The sequence below is a fragment of the Plantibacter sp. 2H11-2 genome (assembly GCF_050031945.1).
In the GTDB taxonomy this organism is placed as follows: Bacteria; Actinomycetota; Actinomycetes; order Actinomycetales; family Microbacteriaceae; genus Plantibacter; species Plantibacter auratus.
In genome coordinates, this window is sequence record NZ_JBNBBL010000001.1 from 70,779 (window position 1) to 88,309 (window position 17,531).

The 17,531-nt window shown below is 68.4% G+C and carries 15 protein-coding genes; 11 read left to right on the top strand and 4 right to left on the bottom strand.

Going from position 1 to position 17,531, the window contains the following annotated elements:
• Window positions 1-7: 7 nt before the first annotated feature.
• The gene (locus tag ACQG07_RS00305) at window positions 8-1,099 is read right to left on the bottom strand and encodes a transaldolase family protein (RefSeq protein WP_426736837.1); all 1,092 of its coding nucleotides are present in this window, start codon (window positions 1,097-1,099) and stop codon (window positions 8-10) included.
• Between the two features lie 197 nt (window positions 1,100-1,296).
• On the opposite strand from ACQG07_RS00305, the gene ACQG07_RS00310 reads away from it, so the two are divergent.
• The gene (locus ACQG07_RS00310) at window positions 1,297-2,058 is read left to right on the top strand and encodes a GntR family transcriptional regulator (RefSeq protein WP_138946937.1); all 762 of its coding nucleotides are present in this window, start codon (window positions 1,297-1,299) and stop codon (window positions 2,056-2,058) included.
• 18 nt (window positions 2,059-2,076) lie between these two features.
• Here ACQG07_RS00310 and ACQG07_RS00315 read toward each other — a convergent pair whose 3' ends face one another.
• The gene (locus ACQG07_RS00315; RefSeq protein WP_426736838.1) at window positions 2,077-2,481 is read right to left on the bottom strand and encodes a tautomerase family protein; all 405 of its coding nucleotides are present in this window, start codon (window positions 2,479-2,481) and stop codon (window positions 2,077-2,079) included.
• A gap of 184 nt (window positions 2,482-2,665) precedes the next feature.
• Between ACQG07_RS00315 and ACQG07_RS00320 the strand changes: the two genes are divergently transcribed.
• From ACQG07_RS00320 to ACQG07_RS00330, 3 genes are all read left to right on the top strand, one after another.
• A complete protein-coding gene (locus ACQG07_RS00320; RefSeq protein ID WP_426736839.1) occupies window positions 2,666-3,691 on the top strand; it encodes a substrate-binding domain-containing protein in 1,026 nt (341 codons plus the stop codon).
• 97 nt (window positions 3,692-3,788) lie between these two features.
• Complete coding sequence (locus ACQG07_RS00325) at window positions 3,789-4,880, top strand: ABC transporter permease (RefSeq protein WP_426736840.1); 1,092 nt, start codon at window positions 3,789-3,791, stop codon at window positions 4,878-4,880.
• Entirely contained in the window at window positions 4,877-5,671 is a 795-nt protein-coding gene (locus tag ACQG07_RS00330) for an ATP-binding cassette domain-containing protein (protein WP_426736841.1), read from the top strand. Before ACQG07_RS00325 ends, ACQG07_RS00330 begins: the two co-directional genes overlap by 4 nt.
• A gap of 70 nt (window positions 5,672-5,741) precedes the next feature.
• Here ACQG07_RS00330 and ACQG07_RS00335 read toward each other — a convergent pair whose 3' ends face one another.
• On the bottom strand, window positions 5,742-6,329 hold the full coding sequence (locus ACQG07_RS00335) for a TetR/AcrR family transcriptional regulator (RefSeq protein WP_426736842.1): 588 nt from the start codon (window positions 6,327-6,329) through the stop codon (window positions 5,742-5,744).
• Between the two features lie 105 nt (window positions 6,330-6,434).
• Between ACQG07_RS00335 and ACQG07_RS00340 the strand changes: the two genes are divergently transcribed.
• The 5 genes from ACQG07_RS00340 to ACQG07_RS00360 all read left to right on the top strand — a co-directional run bounded on the left by ACQG07_RS00340 (window position 6,435) and on the right by ACQG07_RS00360 (window position 14,077).
• Window positions 6,435-8,597: a hypothetical protein gene (locus ACQG07_RS00340; protein WP_426736843.1), complete on the top strand. Its 2,163-nt coding sequence runs from the start codon at window positions 6,435-6,437 to the stop codon at window positions 8,595-8,597.
• Window positions 8,598-8,805: 208 nt separating this feature from the next.
• The gene (locus ACQG07_RS00345; protein ID WP_426736844.1) at window positions 8,806-10,119 is read left to right on the top strand and encodes an ABC transporter substrate-binding protein; all 1,314 of its coding nucleotides are present in this window, start codon (window positions 8,806-8,808) and stop codon (window positions 10,117-10,119) included.
• Window positions 10,116-11,054, top strand: coding sequence for a carbohydrate ABC transporter permease (locus ACQG07_RS00350; protein ID WP_192005022.1), 939 nt, complete (start codon window positions 10,116-10,118; stop codon window positions 11,052-11,054). The genes ACQG07_RS00345 and ACQG07_RS00350 overlap by 4 nt, the downstream gene beginning before the upstream one ends.
• The gene (locus ACQG07_RS00355; protein ID WP_192005023.1) at window positions 11,051-11,974 is read left to right on the top strand and encodes an ABC transporter permease subunit; all 924 of its coding nucleotides are present in this window, start codon (window positions 11,051-11,053) and stop codon (window positions 11,972-11,974) included. The genes ACQG07_RS00350 and ACQG07_RS00355 overlap by 4 nt, the downstream gene beginning before the upstream one ends.
• Window positions 11,975-12,034: 60 nt before the next feature.
• Window positions 12,035-14,077: a beta-galactosidase gene (locus ACQG07_RS00360; protein WP_426736845.1), complete on the top strand. Its 2,043-nt coding sequence runs from the start codon at window positions 12,035-12,037 to the stop codon at window positions 14,075-14,077.
• Between the two features lie 48 nt (window positions 14,078-14,125).
• On the opposite strand, the gene ACQG07_RS00365 is transcribed toward ACQG07_RS00360, so the two are convergent.
• Window positions 14,126-14,584: a MarR family winged helix-turn-helix transcriptional regulator gene (locus tag ACQG07_RS00365; RefSeq protein ID WP_083397198.1), complete on the bottom strand. Its 459-nt coding sequence runs from the start codon at window positions 14,582-14,584 to the stop codon at window positions 14,126-14,128.
• Between the two features lie 69 nt (window positions 14,585-14,653).
• Between ACQG07_RS00365 and ACQG07_RS00370 the strand changes: the two genes are divergently transcribed.
• On the top strand, window positions 14,654-16,480 hold the full coding sequence (locus tag ACQG07_RS00370; RefSeq protein ID WP_426736846.1) for a flavin-containing monooxygenase: 1,827 nt from the start codon (window positions 14,654-14,656) through the stop codon (window positions 16,478-16,480).
• On the top strand, window positions 16,477-17,523 hold the full coding sequence (locus ACQG07_RS00375; protein WP_426736847.1) for an SMP-30/gluconolactonase/LRE family protein: 1,047 nt from the start codon (window positions 16,477-16,479) through the stop codon (window positions 17,521-17,523). Before ACQG07_RS00370 ends, ACQG07_RS00375 begins: the two co-directional genes overlap by 4 nt.
• Window positions 17,524-17,531 lie beyond the last annotated feature (8 nt).

Sequence of the window (17,531 nt, forward strand, 5' to 3'; positions counted from 1 at the left end):
GTCTCTCCTAGATCACCGGGAGGATGATGTCACGAACCAGCGCATCCAGCTGCGCATCAGCTTCAAGGAACTGACGGAGGGTCCGCCGGGTCGCACCGAAATCGTCGAACTCGGCGACCGCCATCCCGTCGACGAGATAGGCCTTCCGGAACTCCGGTACGTGCTCGAGGAGCCTGTCGATGATGTGCTGCGCGACCGGCACGTCGATGCGGTGCGGGTCGACTGGGATCCGGTTCTCGTTGATGCGCAGTTGCCAGTCGAACGGCGGGGAGACGACGAGGTCGCCGCCGACCAGCTCGGACCACTGCAGGTGGTTGCGGAATGCGGCGGAGAGGATCCTCGATCGGAACCCGCGTCGGGTGAAGATGCGGTGCGCCTCCTTCAACGCGGCCACGCCCGCCCACTCGAGGTAGCCAGGATCGATGAGGATACGGTCTTTGGCGACGGACGCCTTGAGCCAGTCGTCCAGGCGCCCGCCCATGATGGTGACGACGGAGCCGAACTCCCAGTCCGGGAGCCCCTCGGCGGCCCGTCGCTCGAGACCGCGCTCGATCGCCTCGCCGACCGCGACGGCCTGGGCCACCGTGAACGACACGGTCGCATTGATACTGACCCCGCGATAGGTCGCCTCCTCGATCGCGCGGATACCGACAGCGGTTGCAGGAATCTTCACGATGATGTTCTCTGCCAGTGCCGAGAACCGAACGGCCTGCTCGACGAGCGCCTCAGCGTCCCGGTGCAGGCGTGGATCGGTCTGGATCGACAGACGACCGTTCCGGCCGTTGCTCTCCCGGAACGCCGGCTCGAGGAGCACGGCGGCCTGGATCGACAACTCCTCGACCACCTTCCAGCCGAGCTCGGCCTCCCCCGCCGCCGGGAACTCGGCAGCGAGTTCGGCGATCCGCGGCGCCCAGACGTCGAGATTCTGGGAGATGACCGCGAGGGCGATGACCGGGTTGCAGGTTGCGCCGACCGCACCGAACGCGATCGACCTGGCGAGCTCGTCGGGGTCGGCGGAGTCGTTCCACAGGCTTGTGGGCGTCGAGGCCGCCGCGGTTGCGAGCGGAAGCGTGTCGGCAGGGGTGAGGGTGTCGGTCATCGAAGTGCCTCCGGGAGTCGAGTTGGCGATCGCCAGAGCTGCGGCGACGCAGTCCGATCAACATACCCGAAGTTTGACAGCATGTCTTAACAATCTTGCGTGACTCGGGCGAACTGATTGGGTGACCTGACATACCCCCATTTTGGAAAGCCCTGATATTGTCAGGACAAGTTCTCTCTCCCGATCGAAGGAGCCTCATGGCACAGCCCGAGCAGACGCTGCCAGTCGAACTCTTCCTCGACCTCGATCGATCCGGACCGGTGCCGCTGTACTACCAGATCGCAACCAGGCTCGAGCAGGCCATCCATGATGAGACACTGCCCGCCGGATCACGTCTGGAGAACGAGGTAGCGCTGGGCACCCGCCTCGGACTCTCCCGCCCCACGATCCGTCGTGCCATCCAGGAACTCGTGGACAAGGGTCTCCTCGTCCGTCGCCGAGGTATCGGCACACAGGTCGTCCACGGCAAGGTGACGCGTAACGTCGAGCTCACCAGCCTGTTCGAGGACCTGGAGCGTACGGGGCAGAAGCCGGAGACCGACATCCTCTCGGCCGAGGTCACGACGGCGGACGAGAAGGTCGCGGACGCCCTCGGCGTGGCGACCGGGAGCCCGATCGTCCACATCAGGCGGCTGCGCCGGGCCGACGGTGTCCCACTCGCGATCCTCGAGAACTTCCTCCCCGAAGACCTCACCGACCTCGACCTCGGAGCCCTCGAGCACCACGGGCTCTACCAACTCCTCAGGGCACGCGGCGTCACGATGCGTGTCGCCAAGCAACGCATCGGCGCACGGGAGGCGTCAGGCCCGGAGAGCGAGATGCTCGATGTCCGGAAGGGCAGCGCACTCCTGACCATGTCGCGAACAGCCTTCGACAACTCCGGTCGGGCGGTCGAATTCGGCCAGCACGTCTACCGACCCGACCTGTACTCCTTCGAAGTCACCCTCGTCGACCGGTAGCGAGCCGATCGCGCGACCTCAGCGTGCCGGAACGGCGAGCTCCCCAGTGAGGTACTGCGCGCGACCGAAGCCGAAGGACCAGTCCTGCGGACCGTTCTCGACATAACCGATGAAGACATCCGCACCATCGACGCCGACTTCGGAGAGACGGTCGGCCGTCGCCGCATAGAGCGCCTGCTTCGTCTCATCGCTTCGACCGCGCTGCGTGAAGATCTGGATCATGACGACGCCTTCGGAGCGTGCAAAACCGAGCCCCGCATCCTCCGCGATGATCTGGCCAGCCGCGTGTTCCGTGACGATCTGGAAGCGGTCACGAGGCGGAATCCCGTAGACGGAGACGATCGCCTCATGAATGGCGTCTGCGATCTGCCGGATGCCTGCGGCGTCGCGGCCTGCGGCGAGGTCGATCCTGACGAGCGGCATGAGGGTCTCCTGATCGGTTCGAGTTTGTTAGGACATGAGAACGCTACCTCCCAAAGTCCCGTTTGTCATCAATAGGTCAATATGTCCTGACTTACTATTGCCCTCTTGTCAGTTCTTCACTAGCTTGAGCCCTGCAATGATGCACGGGCCGCCCGAGGCCCGACCCTCGAAAGGACACAACGAAGTGAAAACCTCAGCACGACGCTCGCTCCTCGGCACGATCGCCCTCGTCGGCGTCGCCGCACTCGCCCTCTCCGGCTGCACCGCCACCGCGGGTGCGAGCAGTACCTCGGACGCCGGTCTCGCCTCCGGCTTCGGATCGCGCGCGGACAACCGCGACGTCTACTTCTTCACCTACTACAACCCGGCGAGCGACCCGTTCTGGGCGCAGATCCTGAAGGGCGGCGAGGACGCGGCCGAGCTCGGCCACCTGAATCTGACGCACCAGACGGCCGAAGGTGACCCGGACAAGATGGTCGACCTCGTCGGCACCGCGATCGCGACGAAGCCGTCACTGATCTTCATGCCGTTCAACGAGGGCGAGAAGTGGTCGAAGGTCGCCTGCGACGCCCACGACGCCGGCATCACGGTCATCGCGTACAACGTTCCCGCTCCGGACAGCGCCAAGGACTGCGTCTCGGGCTTCGTCGGTCAGGACTTCACCGAGGTCGGCAAGCTCGTCGGTGAGCGCCTCCTGAAGGAAGTCGACCTCAAGGAGGGCGACAAGGTCATGTTCCCGGCCGAGGAGCCCGAGCAGGACTACGCGATCAAGCGCGGCGGCGGCGTTCAGGACGCGCTGGATTCGGTCGGCGCGAAGGGCGAGTACCTCCGTACCTCCGGCGCCGACGAGGAGGCGCTCAACTCCATGACCTCATGGCTGACGGCGAACCCCGACGTCAAGGCGATCGTCCCGCTGGGCGGAACCCCGCACCGCAACGTCGTCGCGGCCATGGAAGCCGCCGGCGTCTCGGTACCGGTTGTCGGCTTCGACACCTCTCCGCAGGTGATCCAGGGGATCAAGGACGGCAAGATCCTCGCCACGGCAGACCAGCAGGGATACGTGCAGGGGTACCAGTCGGTGATGCAGGGCATCCTGTCGATCGACTTCGGCCTCTCCCCCGCCAACATCAACTCCGGCGGCCTTGGGCTGATCGACAAATCCAACGTCTCCTTCCTCGAGGAGAAAGATCTGCAGGGCGTCCGCTACTGACACTCGTCCGTCGTGTGCCGGGGATCGCTCGACGACCCTCGGCGCACGGTCCCCCTCCCCGAACCGACCGCGATCCGTCGCGCACCGAAGGACCCCCATGTCTCAACCACCCACGCGCGATCCCGCGCCCATCCTGACCGCTCCGCTCTCCACGGAGAGCATCTCGCAGCCTCGCAGACTGTCGGACAACCAGCCGCAGGGCTTCGCCGACCGCCTCCGGGACACGATCACCTACACCCGCGGACGTGGCGCGCTGGAGATCGGCATCATCTTCGCGATCGTGCTCCTCGGCTTCGTCATCGCCGGCATCGTCGCCCCCGACGCGTTCCCGTTCCTCTCACCGAGCAACCTCTCCGGAGTGATCTCCCAGTCCATACCAGTGCTCGCGATCCTCGGTATCGCAGCAGGGATCCTCATGATCGCGGGCGAGTTCGACCTGTCCCTCGGCGCGAACATCGGCTTCTCCGCGATCATCTTCATCCGCGTCTCAGAGGCGGTGGGCTGGGGATGGGGTGCTCTCGCCGCGATCGCCTGCGGTACAGGCATCGCGCTCATCAACGGTCTCATCGTGGTCGTCACCAAGATCCCGTCGTTCATCGCAACGCTCGGCATGGGCTTCTTCTGGACCGGGGCGAGCCTCTTCGTGAATGGGACGTCGCCGGCGATCCTGTCCAGCGCGAAGGACGACACCCTGGTGACGCTCTTCGCCGGCGACTTCGGGCTCTTCCGCTCCCAGTTGGTCTGGCTACTCGTCATCGGCGTCATCGCCTGGCTCTTCCTGCACCGGCACAAGCGCGGCAACCACGTCTACGCCGTCGGCGGCAACGCTGCAGCGGCGAAGGCGATCTCGATCAACCCTTCGGCGGTCCGACTCATGGCCTTCGGCATCTTCGGCGGACTCGTCGGCTTCGCCGCGATCCTGATCGCCGTCCGCACGTCGTCGATGCAGCCGGGGAGCACCGACGACTACACGCTGATGGCCATCGCGGCCGCCGTCGTCGGCGGAACCTCCCTACTCGGTGGCCGAGGGAGCATCGTCGGCATGATCATCGGCGCCGCGCTGATCCGGATCATCGAGAACGGCCTCATCCTGGCCAAGGCCCCTGGCTTCTACATCCAACTCTTCGTCGGACTCATCATCGTCATCGCCGCCATCTTCAACAAGCTCATGGAAGGAAAGGCTTCGTGACCATCGACGCCACCATCGACACCGCGACCCCGCTCTTACGGATCGAGGGCGTCACCAAGCGGTACGGGGCGAACACCGTCCTCAACGACGTCTCCTTCGACATCGGCAACAGCGAGGTGGTCGGACTGCTCGGCGACAACGGAGCGGGCAAGTCCACGCTCGTCAAGATCCTGTCCGGAGTCGTCCAGATGACATCTGGTTCCTACACCTGGGAGGGACAGCACCACGACACGGTCAACCGAGCGCTCACCGAGCAGCTCGGCGTCGAGACGATCTTCCAGGACTCGGCCCTCGTCCCCCAGATGTCGATCACCCGAAACCTGTTCATGGGTCGCGAGATCACCAACCGCCTCGGACTCATGAAGATGAAGCAGATGGACGCGATCACCTCCGAGATCCTGGACACCGTCGTGACGATCGAGGGCATCAAGTCCTCGAAGCAGCTCGTCGCCTCGTTGTCAGGCGGTCAGGCACAAGCGGTCGCCATCGCCCGCGCCGTCCACTTCAAGCGGAGCCTCCTCATCCTCGACGAACCCACCTCGGCCCTCGCGGTGCGGGCGACCGAGGCACTGCTGAACTACCTTCGGCAGTTGAAGTCGGAGGGCGTCAGCTCGGTGCTCGTCACCCACAACCTGCACCACGCCTACCAGGTGTGCGACCGGCATATCGTGATGAACCACGGACGGAAGATCCTCGACGTCCGCCGTGAGGACACGAGCGTGGAGGAACTCACCGCCGCGGTCGTGGAGGGCGCCGTCGGAGTCGAACGGTTCCGCGCCGGTCGCTTCTGAACCGCCCCGCCCGACCGCTGCGGTCGCCCTGCCGTGACGGCGGGGTGGCCGCAGCGGTCGTCCGCCCTGGTCACGCCAACGCGTCGGGTCCGAGCAGGGCGCGGATGTGCGATTCGATGAGCGCTCGGATGTCGAACGGCGGGCCCTGCATCCACCGCAGCTGGAGCCCCTCCCACGCGGCGAGCAGGAGCTGCGCCGCCTGATCCGCATCAACCTCCCTCGGCACCCGTCCCGCCTCCTGCAGGCGCTCGATGTCCGTGGCGACCACCCGCACGGACCGCTCCCAACGTCGCTGGAAGTACCCGTTCGCCGGATGCTCGGGATCCGCCGCCGCTCCGGCGAGCTCGTTGTAGAGTCGCCCGAAGTTCGTCCGCTGCACGCCGAGCGCGGCACGGTCACCCATGTCGGCGATCGCTCCGGCCTCGGCCCCTCGCTCGCGGATGTTCTCGTCGTCGTGCTGTTGGAGGGCTGCGATGAGCAGGCTCTCCTTGGTCGGGTAGTGGTAGTAGACCGTCGGCTCACTGGCTCCGGCGAGCGCTGCGATCTCCGAGACGGCGACCGCCCGGTGCCCTCGCTCCTGCACGAGCTGCAGTGCGGCCTCGCTGAGTGCCCTCCGTCGCTGATCGGACTTCGCGTACGGCCCGCGCTTCTCTCGCATCCAGACTCCTCGTCGACTCTTGAACGTCTGCCGGTGCAATGATATGTTCAACGCACCAAAGTGATAGACGACTCAGAATTAGCGTAGAGGATTGGTGGTGACGGCATGGCGATCGATCGACGGAGACTCGTGCGCCGACACAACCCCGTGATCACCTCCGCCCACCCCACCGAGGTGTTCACGGTGGGCAACGGCGACGCCGCCCTCACGGTCGACCTCTCCGGGCTGCAGTCCTTCCCCGAGGTCCACCGGCTCCGGCCCGACCCGCTCCGCGTGCCTCGCGAGGGCCTCGACGCCCTCCCCGAGCAGCGACCTCGCGCGTTCGACCGCGACGACTTCCAGATCCCGCTGCAGACCCAGTCCGGTTGGGGCTGGTACGAGACGCGCCCCACCCGGCCGCTCGAACTCGCCGAGGCCGAGACCACCCATGCCACCGAGCGAGGCCCGGTCCCCTACCTGGACCGCATGGGACTGCAGCGCCCGCGAGACCCGATCGCGCCTGAGTTCACCGCCGGAGCCTGGTTCCACTACAACCCGCGCCGCGCCCACCTCGGTCGGCTCGCGCTCGTCCGCCTCGACCACCCCGGGACACTCGACCCCTCGATCATCGACGACGCCCTGACCACCCTCGACCTCTGGTCGGGTCGGGTCGACGCGGATTACTCGGTGCTCGGGCACCGCGTCCAGGTGACCACCGTCGGCGACCCCGACGCCGATCGGTTCGCGGTCCAGGTGCGCTCGTCCCTCCTGGCCGAGGGCTGGGGCGTCGCGTGGGTGTTCGACCCGCAGCCCGATGATCTGGCCCCGTTCGAACATCCACTGGAGGAGACCACGAGCTGGGAGGCTCGGTCGCCGCAGGACTGGATCGCACGACGGACGGTCGAGGCCACCGCGTATGCCGTCCACGTGACCACGACCGGCGAGCTGCGCGAGCACGGCCCCGACGGCGTCGTGGCCGCGACGGACCGCCCCGAGCTGGACGTCGTGGTGGCGCTCCGACCCGGTCCCGCAGCGTTCGATCGCACGGAGCGCTCCACGTTCACCGACGTATGCTCCACCGCCGCCGAATGGTGGTGCCGATACTGGGAGGACGGCTCCGCGGTCGACCTCGGCGACAGCACCGACGAGCGGGCGACCGAACTGGAACGTCGACTCGTCCTCTCCCAGTACCTCCTCGCCGTCAACTGCGCCGGCCGCACACCTCCAGCGGAGACGGGCCTGACGTACAACAGCTGGTCCGGCAAGTTCCACCTCGAGATGCACTGGTGGCACGCCGCGCACTTCGCCCTGTGGAACCGTGGCGCACTGCTCGAACGCAGCCTCGACTTCTACCACCGGTCGCTCGATGCGGCTCGCGAGACGGCTCGCCACCAGGGGTATCGCGGGGCGAGATGGCCGAAGCAGACCGATCCGTCCGCCCGAGAGTCCCCGAGCAACATCGGGGTGTTCCTCGTCTGGCAGCAGCCGCACGTGATCCACCTGCTCGAACTCCTCCACGCGAGCGGCCGGGACGAGGCGTTCCTCCGCCGGCACTATCCGCTCGTCGAGGCGACGGCGACCTTCATGGCCGACGTCGTCGCCGAACGGAACGACTCCTTCACGCTCCCCCCGCCCCTGATCCCCGCCCAGGAGAGCTATCTCGCCGAGCGGGAGACGACGGCCGACCCGACCTTCGAGCTCGCCTACTGGTCCTGGGCCCTCGCTGTCGCCAACATCTGGCGGAAGCGGCTCGGGCTTGCTGAGGACCCCCGGTGGCGTCGGGTCTCCGAGGGGATGCGATCGCCGACCGTGCTCGACGACGGGACCTACGCCGCCGTCGCGACACCGCCGTTCCTGGTGCGGAAGGACCACCCGTCGATGTTGATGGCGTACGGCTGGCTGCCTCCGACCGAGCTCATCGATCCGTCGATCATGTCCGCGACACTCGACAGCGTGTGGGAACACTGGGACCTGCAGTCGAGCTGGGGGTGGGACTACCCCGTGATGGCGATGACCGCAGCGCAGTTGGGCGACCTGTCACGTGCGATCGACGGGCTGCTCATGACGTCGCCGAAGAACGTCTACCTGAACAACGGCCACAACCCGCAGATGCCGGGCTTCCTCTCGCTCTACCTGCCGGCGAACGGCGGACTCCTGGCCGCGACGGCCCACCTCGTCGCGGCCCACCGCGACGGCGCGGCACTCCCCCCGGGCTGGTCGATCGTCGCCGAGGGGTTCGAATCGGTGCGCGCCGACTCCCTCGATCGCGGCCTCGCCGGCTCTCCCTGACGCCGATCACCGGCTCCACCACCCCACGACCCCACGACCCCACGACCCGACATGAGACGAGGCACAGCTTGGCAACCGGTTGACGTACGCCATCCGCGATGACACACCGCACGACGACACACGCACCACCCGAACGACGGCGACCGAACGGATCGCCGGACTCCGATCACCCGACCGGAGTCATCCCTGGCTTTCAAAGGTGAGGACCATGCACAGTTTCCAGAACACCCCATCCCCGATCGGTGGAGCGCGCAGACGCGCCACGATCGTCGTCGGCGGCTCGATCGCAGCCGTCGCCGCCCTCCTCCTCAGCGGCTGCTCCGCCGCCGAGCCCGCAACCGACGGTGAGGTCGAACTGACCTTCATGAACCAGTCGCGCGGCCAGGAGGCCGCCCTGACCCAGCTCGCCGAGCAGTACACGACGGAGACGGGCGTGAAGATCACGATCGACTCCCCAGGACCGGCCGACTATCTCCCCAAACTGCAGGCGAAGGCGCAGTCGAAGTCCATGCCAGACATCTACTCCTCGTTCAACGCCACCGACATGGCGCCCTTCTACAAGGCCGGGTGGGCGATGGACCTGACCAAGGAACTCGACGGCGGCTGGGCGGACGACTTCAGCCCCGCCGTCATCGAGATGTCGACCTTCGACGAGGGGAACAACCTGGGTGTGCCCGCCGGGATCTACACCGTGCACTGGGAGACCCAGACGTACGGATTCCTGGTCAACCCCGCACTCACCGGCATCAGCCAGGACAACGCACCGACCACCGGCGCCGAGTTCGTCGACGCGCTCGCGGCCTCGACCGCCGGCGAGAAGTTCAGCGTCGCCGCGTCGCTCACCCCGCAGCTCATCCAAGGACTGGCCTCGAACTGGCTGACCGACGAGGAGATCGAGGCCACCTTCAACGGCGAGGCGAGCTGGGAGGCCGACGGCTGGCGCAACGCCTTCCAGTTCCTCGTCGACCTCAAGGACGCCGGCGTCATCGCGAACGACGCACTGCCGGGCGGTCAGGACGACAACCCGAACGTGGAGACGTCGTTCTTCACCCAGGCGACCGGCTCCATCTTCGACGCCTCCCCCGGCGTCTCCGTCGGGCTCCGCACCAACCCCGAGTTCGAGGACTACTTCTCGCTCCCCCTGCCGAAGCTCGACGGTGCGACCCTCGACCCACGCTCCCCCGGCATCCCCGGGAAGGGCGCGGTCATCAACCCCAAGGGCACACACCCCGAGGAGGCACTCGACTTCGTGAAGTGGCTGACCGAACCGGAGCAGCAGAGCGTCTTCGCCGAGGTCGGCCGCATCCTGCCGACGAACCCCGAGTTGCTGGCCGCCGGTGACGTGCCTCAGCAGCTGGCCGGCTACGCCGCCGGTGTCGAGGACGTCCAGGTCATGTCGGCGACCTTCACCACCGACGTCAAGACGGCGATCGTCGCCGAGGCGCAACGACTCGTCCTGGGCGAGGCGACGGTCGACGAGGTGTTGGCGACCATCCAGGCCGCACAGGACCGCACGCCATGACCTCGCAGCCGATCCTGGCCCCCGCCGCCGTGCGCGTGACCCGCGCGCGCGGCGGGGGCCGCCCCCTGCGCCGGAACCTCACCGGCTGGTTGTTCCTCGCTCCGGCGATCGCCCTGATCGGCGTCTTCACGATCACGCCGTTCGCCCAGGCGATCCTGCTCAGCTTCCAGTCATGGGACGGCGTGAGCCCGGACACCCCCTGGGTCGGCCTCGCCAACTACGAGTTCATCGCCGGCGACGTCGTCTTCTGGGCCTCGATGCGCAACGTCCTCTTCTTCGGCGTCGTGGGGTTCTTCCTCGGCAACGGCATCGCGCTCGGCATGGCACTCGCCGTGAACCGCATCACCCGGGGCAAGACCTTCTTCCGAACGGTGTTCTACCTGCCGGGTGTGCTGTCGGTCGTCGTCGTCGGACTCCTGTTCTCGTTCATCCTCGCCCCGGGGAGCGGGGTCCTGAACCGCGTGCTCGAGACCCTCGGCCTCGGCACCCTCGCACAGAACTGGTTGGGCGACCCGGCCGTCGCGCTCCCCGCCGTCGCAGCGGTGTTCATCTGGTTCCACTGGGGGTTCGGCTTCCTCCTGTTCCTCGCCGGCCTGCAGGACGTGCCGAAGGAACTCTACGAAGCGGCGGAGCTCGACGGCGCGGGGCCGTGGACCACGTTCCGATCGATCACCTGGCCGCACCTGGCACCCGTGACCTCGATCGTGAGTCTCCTGACCCTCCTCGCGGCGCTCCAGATCTTCGGCACCGTGCAGGTGTTGACGAACGGCGGGCCCGGGTACCACACCATGGTGCCGACGCTCGCGATCTACAACGAGGCCTTCGTCAACTGGCGGTACGGCAGCGCAGCCGCCATGTCCGTCGTCTTCGGCGGCGCCCTGGTGCTGCTCTCCGTGTTCCAACTCGCCATCACCGGATGGAGGTCACGACGGTGACGATCACCACTGGATCCGACCAGCAGAGCACGCGGTCGCTGACGACCGCTCGGCCTTCGGGCGACCGCGGGCCTCGCCCGAAGCCGCCGCACCGGAGACGCAGGATCCGCCCGGACCAGGTCGGCCTCTACGGTCTCCTGGTCGTCGCGGCCCTGACGGCACTCCTCCCGCTGCTGTGGATGCTCTCCGGGTCGCTGCAGAGCCTCACGGAGTTGCTCTCCAACGACAGCCTCCTCCCGGCGTCCCCGCAGTGGGCCAACTACGTGACCGCGTGGGTGCAGGGCGACCTCGGCACCTACCTGCGGAACAGCGTCGTCTACACCGGCTGCGCGGTCGTCGGCATCCTCGTCGTCTCGAGCCTCGCCGGGTACGCGCTCGCCCGCCTCGACTTCGCCGGGAAGGGCGTCTTCACCGTCGTCATCCTGGCGGTCATGATCATCCCGGCACCCGCGATGTTCCTCGCGCAGTACAAACTCCTCATCTCGCTCGGGCTGACCAACAACCCCGTCGGCTACATCCTCATCCTGATCACCTCCGGCATCCCCATGTCGACGCTCATCATGCGGAGCTTCTTCGTGAGCCAGCCACGCGACCTGGAGGAGGCGGCCGCGCTCGACGGCGCGGGGCCGGTTCGCACCTTCTTCAGCGTCATCCTGCCGCTCGCGCGTCCTGGCCTCGCTGCGGTCGCGGTCATCCAAGGCCTCGGGGCGTGGAACGAGTACCTGATGGCACTCGTGATCTTCGACGACAACGCGCTCATGCCGATCCAACGGGGCCTCACCGCCTTCACCTCGGCCGACACCCCGCAGCAGCAGATCCTGTTGGCGGCGACGACGATCTCGATCGTCCCCGTGGTCGTGTTCTACCTGCTGGCGCAGCGGCACATCGTCAAGGGCATCGGCGCCGGCGCCATCAAGTAACCCATCACCGGAGCGGGGCGGTCGTCGATCGACCGCCCCACGGAACGAGGATCACGACCCATGCGTTCAGCATTCGCAGCAACCCCCTGGTTCGGAGGGGACTACAACCCGGAGCAGTGGCCGCGCGAGGTCTGGGACGAGGACGTCTCGCTCATGCAGCAGGCCGGCGTCACGCTCGCGACCGTCGGGGTCTTCTCCTGGGCGTTGCTCGAACCGGAGGAAGGCGTCCACGACTTCGCCTGGCTCGACGCCGTGCTGGACACGCTGCACGCGGGCGGCATCCGAGTGGATCTGGCGACCGCCACGGCATCGCCGCCGATGTGGTTCTCCCACCGGTATCCCGCGTCCCTTCCGGTGACGGCGGACGGCGTTCGACTGCACGCCGGTTCCCGGCAGGCGTACTGCCCGAGTTCGCCCGCTTACCGCGAAGCGGCGGTCCGACTGGTCACCGCCCTCGCCGAGCGGTACGGCGACCACCCCGCCCTCGTGCTCTGGCACGTCAACAACGAGTACGGATGCCATGTGTCGCGCTGCTACTGCGAGGAGTCGGGGAACGCGTTCCGCCGTTGGCTGATCAGGAGGTACGGCACGGTCGACGCCCTGAACGAAGCATGGGGCACGACGTTCTGGTCGCAGCGCTACACCTCCTTCGATCAGGTCGAGCCCCCGCGCACGACACCCGCGTACGGCAACCCGTCGCAACTCCTCGACTTCGACCGCTTCAGCTCGGACGAGTTGCTCGACTGCTTCCTGGCCGAGAAGGACGTCCTCCGGCGGGTCACGCCGGAGATCCCGGTCACCACCAACTTCATGGGCCTGTTCCGCGGTCTGGACTACTGGCGATGGGCGCCACACGTCGACGTCGTCGCCGACGACCTCTACCCGGATCCGGCCGATCCCGACGCGGCCCGGTCCGCGGCCCTGGCGCGTGACCTGATGCGGTCGCTCGGGCGCGGGCGCCCCTGGCTCCTCATGGAACAGGCGGCGGGCGCGGCGAACATGCGACCGAGCAACGCGCCGAAGGCCCCCGGACAGATGCGCGCACTGTCCTACCAGGCGATCGCCCGCGGAGCCGACGGCATCCTGTTCTTCCAGTGGCGGCAATCCGCCGTCGGCGCCGAGCAGTTCCACTCCGCGATGCTTCCGCATGCGGGGACCGACACCCGGATCTGGCGCGAGGTCGAGGCGCTCGGCTCTGAGCTCGGCTCGCTCGACGCGGTGACGGGTGCGCCGGTCCGCGCGCGGGCCGCCATCGTCCTGGACTGGGAGAGTTGGTGGGCGATCGAACACCGAGGGCTCCCGATGCGCTCGAGCTACCCGTCGCTCATCGCGCCGTGGCACGCGGCCTTGTCGGAGGAGGGTGTCGTGGTCGACTTCGTGCGCGGCGACGAGGACCTCTCGGGGTACGCGCTGATCGTCGCGCCGGCGATGTTCGTCGCCGACGATGCGCGGCTCGCCGCGCTCGACGCCGCCGTCCGCGGAGGCTCCGTCCTGCTCGTCACCCCGCAGTCGGCGATCGTGGACACGACGCACCGGGCACGGCTCGGCGGCTACCTGGGGTCGTTGCAGCAGACCCTCGGTGTCTGGATCGAGGAGTTCGTCCCGCTCGCCGGCGCCTGGGACCGACCTGGAGCCATCCCGGTGCGTCCGGAGTCGACCGTCGCCCCGTCCGTCCGGGTCGAGGGTCCGGTCTTCACCGACGGCGCCGCGATCGGCGTGGGGTGGAGCGAGGCCGTCCGGGTGCACGACGCCGACGTGCAGGCGGTGTTCGCCGACGGACCGCTGAGCGGTCGGCCCGCGCTCACCCGTCGGGTCAGCGGCGACGGGACCGCGTGGTACCTGGCGACGCGCCTGGGTCTCGACGACACCCGTGCACTCATCCGCGCGCTCGTGGCGGAGGCGGGCATCGCGCCACTCCGGGTCCACGACGAGCCGACGCCGTCGTGGGTCGAGGCCGTCCGTCGTGGGGACCTCACCGTCGTGGTCAACCACGGTGCAACGCCGATCACCCTGACCCTGTCCGGCATCGACCTGTTGAGCGGCGCCTCGGCGGCCGGCCTCCGTCTGGGGTCCCAGGGCGTCGCGGTCGTGAGGGGCGCCTGAGGGGGAAGCCCCTCGGCCTGACGTGGAGGCCGGTGCGGCACCGGCCGTTCAGCCGCGCCGGGCTCGCAGCAACTCGTCGACGGCGCGGAGCCCCTGCTCGAGCGCTCGGAGGTCCTCGGTGGCGAGGTCCCGCAGGACCTCCGAGCCGAGCTCCGGACGCGACGCCATCATGCGCAGCACCACGGCCCGGCCGAGCTCGGTCGCACGGATCCGCCGGACGCGCTGGTCGTCCGCGTCGAATTCGCGGGTGACGAGCCCCTGCTCCACGAGACGGTCGACGTGCTTCGACGTGGTCGCCATCGAGACGCCGAAGGTCTCCGCGAGTCCCCCGCCGGTCGCGCCGTCCTCGCTCGTGACCACGAGGGAGAGCACCTTGAGCTGCGCGATGGTGAGGTCGGTCTTCAGGAGCGGCTCGAGGCTCATGGGGATCGACCGGATCGAGATGGTGAGCGCCAGCGCCTCGACGCTGCGGACGACCGCGTCCCGACCCCGTTCCGCTGCGCTCATGAGACCACGGTAGTGGTGACTCAGCAGATCCCCAGGACTATTTACTTAGCCAAAAGCTAAGCTTTTCCCATGACCACGACAGCCCCGCTCCCCGAGACCGACGACATCGACCTCGACGCCCTCCGCGCGACGTACGCCCACGAACGCGACCGTCGACTCCGCCCCGACGGCCAGGCCCAGTACCGCCGCGCCGCGGGTGCGTTCGGATACTACGCGAAGGACCCCTACACCGCCTGGCAGGAGCGCGAGCCCCGGACCGACCACGTCGAGGTGCTGATCATCGGCGCCGGATTCGGCGGTCTGCTCACCGCGGCACGCCTCCGCGACGCCGGCGTCGAGTCGATCCGGCTCATGGACGAGGCCGGAGGTGTGGGCGGCACCTGGTACTGGAACCGCTACCCCGGCATCCACTGCGACGTCGAGTCCTCGGTCTACCTGCCCCTGCTCGAGGAGATCGGGACCGTCCCGAACTGGCGGTACTCCCCGGGCGAGGAGATCCGGCAGCACGCCGACGCGATCGCCGAGCACTACGGGCTCCTTCCCGACGCCCTGTTCCAGACCCGCGCGACCGGGCTCACCTGGGATGACGACGGCGGCCACTGGATCGTCGAGACGGATCGCGGCGACCGCATGACGGCGCGGTTCGTCATCACCTCCTCCGGCACGCTGACGCAACCGAAGCTCCCCGGCATCCCCGGCATCGAGACGTTCCGCGGCCACACCTTCCACACGAGTCGGTGGGACTACGACTACACGGGTGGAAGCGCGGACGGCGGACTCACCGGCCTCGCGGACAAGCGGGTCGCGGTCGTCGGCACCGGGGCGACGGGCATCCAGGTGATCCCCCACCTCGGCCGCGACGCCCAGGAGCTCATCGTGTTCCAGCGGACGCCTTCGACCGTCGACGTCCGCGACAACCGGCCGACGGACCCGGACTGGGCGGCGTCGCTCCGTCCCGGTTGGCAGCGCGAACGGATGGACAACTTCGTCGCCGTGCTCTCCGGCGAACCGGTCAAGGAGTCGCTGATCGACGACGGCTGGACGGCGACGGCGACGCTGCAGCGGAAGGTGCTGTCGGGGCGGGTCGACACCACGATCCCCGACGACGAGCGGGAGCTGCTCGAGGAGCTCCAGGACGCCGCCACGATGAACCGCATCCGAGCGCGGGTGGACGCGGTCGTCGAGGACCCGGCCACGGCCGCCGTCCTGAAGCCGTGGTACCGCTACATGTGCAAGCGTCCGGCCTTCAGCGACCACTACCTGCAGACGTTCAACCGCCCGAACGTGACCCTCGTCGACACCGCCGACCACGGCGGGATCACACGCATGACCGAGGGCTCCGTGGTGGTCGGCGACACCGAGTACGAGGTCGACTGCGTCATCTTCGCCACCGGGTTCGAAGCCGGGGTGTCCGGCGTCGTCTCAGGCACCCTGCCCGTCGTCGGACGCGACGGTCGGAACCTCCTCGAGGCCTGGGGCCGCGGACCGCGGACACTGCACGGGTTCATGACCCACGGTTTCCCGAACCTGTTCCAGCTGGGCCCGATCCAGAACGCGACCTCGGTGAACTTCGCGCACATCCTGCGCGACCAGGCCGAGCACATCGCTGCGGTCGTCGAGCAGGCACGCGCGGCGGACGTCGTCCGTGTCGAGCCGACGGCGGAAGCGGAGGAGGCCTGGGTGCGGACCATCGCCCGGACCGCCCGAGACGTGACCGCCTACCAGGCCGCCTGCACGCCCGGGTACTACAACGGGGAGGGGACGCGGTCGATGACCGGCGCCTCGTACTCGGGCAGCCCGCTCCAGTTCCGACGGTTGCTGGCCGAGTGGCGGGCGAACAGGCTGCACGAGGTGCTCGTGACCGCCGAGACCGCGACCGCTGGCGCGAGCCGATGAGCGCCGACACCGCCGTGTGGCGACGCCGCGACGTCCGGGTGTTCGGCGGCCTCGTCCTGGCGACGACGCTGGCCGGATGCACCACCGCCACCACCGCGCCCGCCGCCTCGTCGACGACGGGACCTGCAGGGGCGACCACCATCACCGCCACCGAACTCCTCCAGGTCACCTCACCGCACGAACTCACGGGGATGACACTCCTCGAGGGCCCGACGTTCGGACCCGACGGCGACCTCTACGTGGTGGACGTCACGGCACCTCCCGGCGGACCGAAGGTGCTCCGGATCGACACCGAGTCCCTCGACGTCACGCCCGTCCACACCGATTCGACGAGCGCGTACACCTCCGCGCAGTTCAGCCCCGTGGACGACCGCCTGTACCTCACGGACTTCATCGGTGGCCGGATCGACAGCGTCACGGCGGACGGAGGCGACCTCCGGCAGTTCTTCGCGGGCGACGTCGACGGGGCGCCGATCCACCCGGACGACGTCTCCTTCGACGAGGCGGGGCACCTCTACGTCACGGACTCCGCCGGGTACGACCGGCCGTACTGGGAGGCGTCGGGCCGGCTCATCCGGATCGACGGTTCGACCGCCGAGCCGAGCGTCCTCGCCGACGGGCTCGCCGCCCCCAACGGCGTCGCCTTCACGCCCGGGTTCGACGGCCTGTGGGTGACGCACAACACGGGGAACCAGGTCGACTTCGTCCGGCTGGACGAGACCGGATCGCGGGTGGCGGCGGCGTTCCCGGCGCTCCACCTCGACGGCGGGACGACGCAGGTCGACTCGGCCGCGGTGGACGCCGACGGCAACCTCTACCTCGGTCTCCACGGGCGGGCGGCGGTGCTCGTCTACAGCGACACGGGCGAGCACCTCGCCACCGTGGAGATGCCGCACGACGAGGACGGGGTCGGATCGGCCACGAACCTCGCCATCGAACCGGGGACCACCGACGCGTACGTGACGGTCAGCGGCGAAGTCGGCGGGTACGTCTACCGGTTCACCGCGCTCGGCGAGGGCATCCGCCAGTCGAACGGCGGCTGACGGACGCC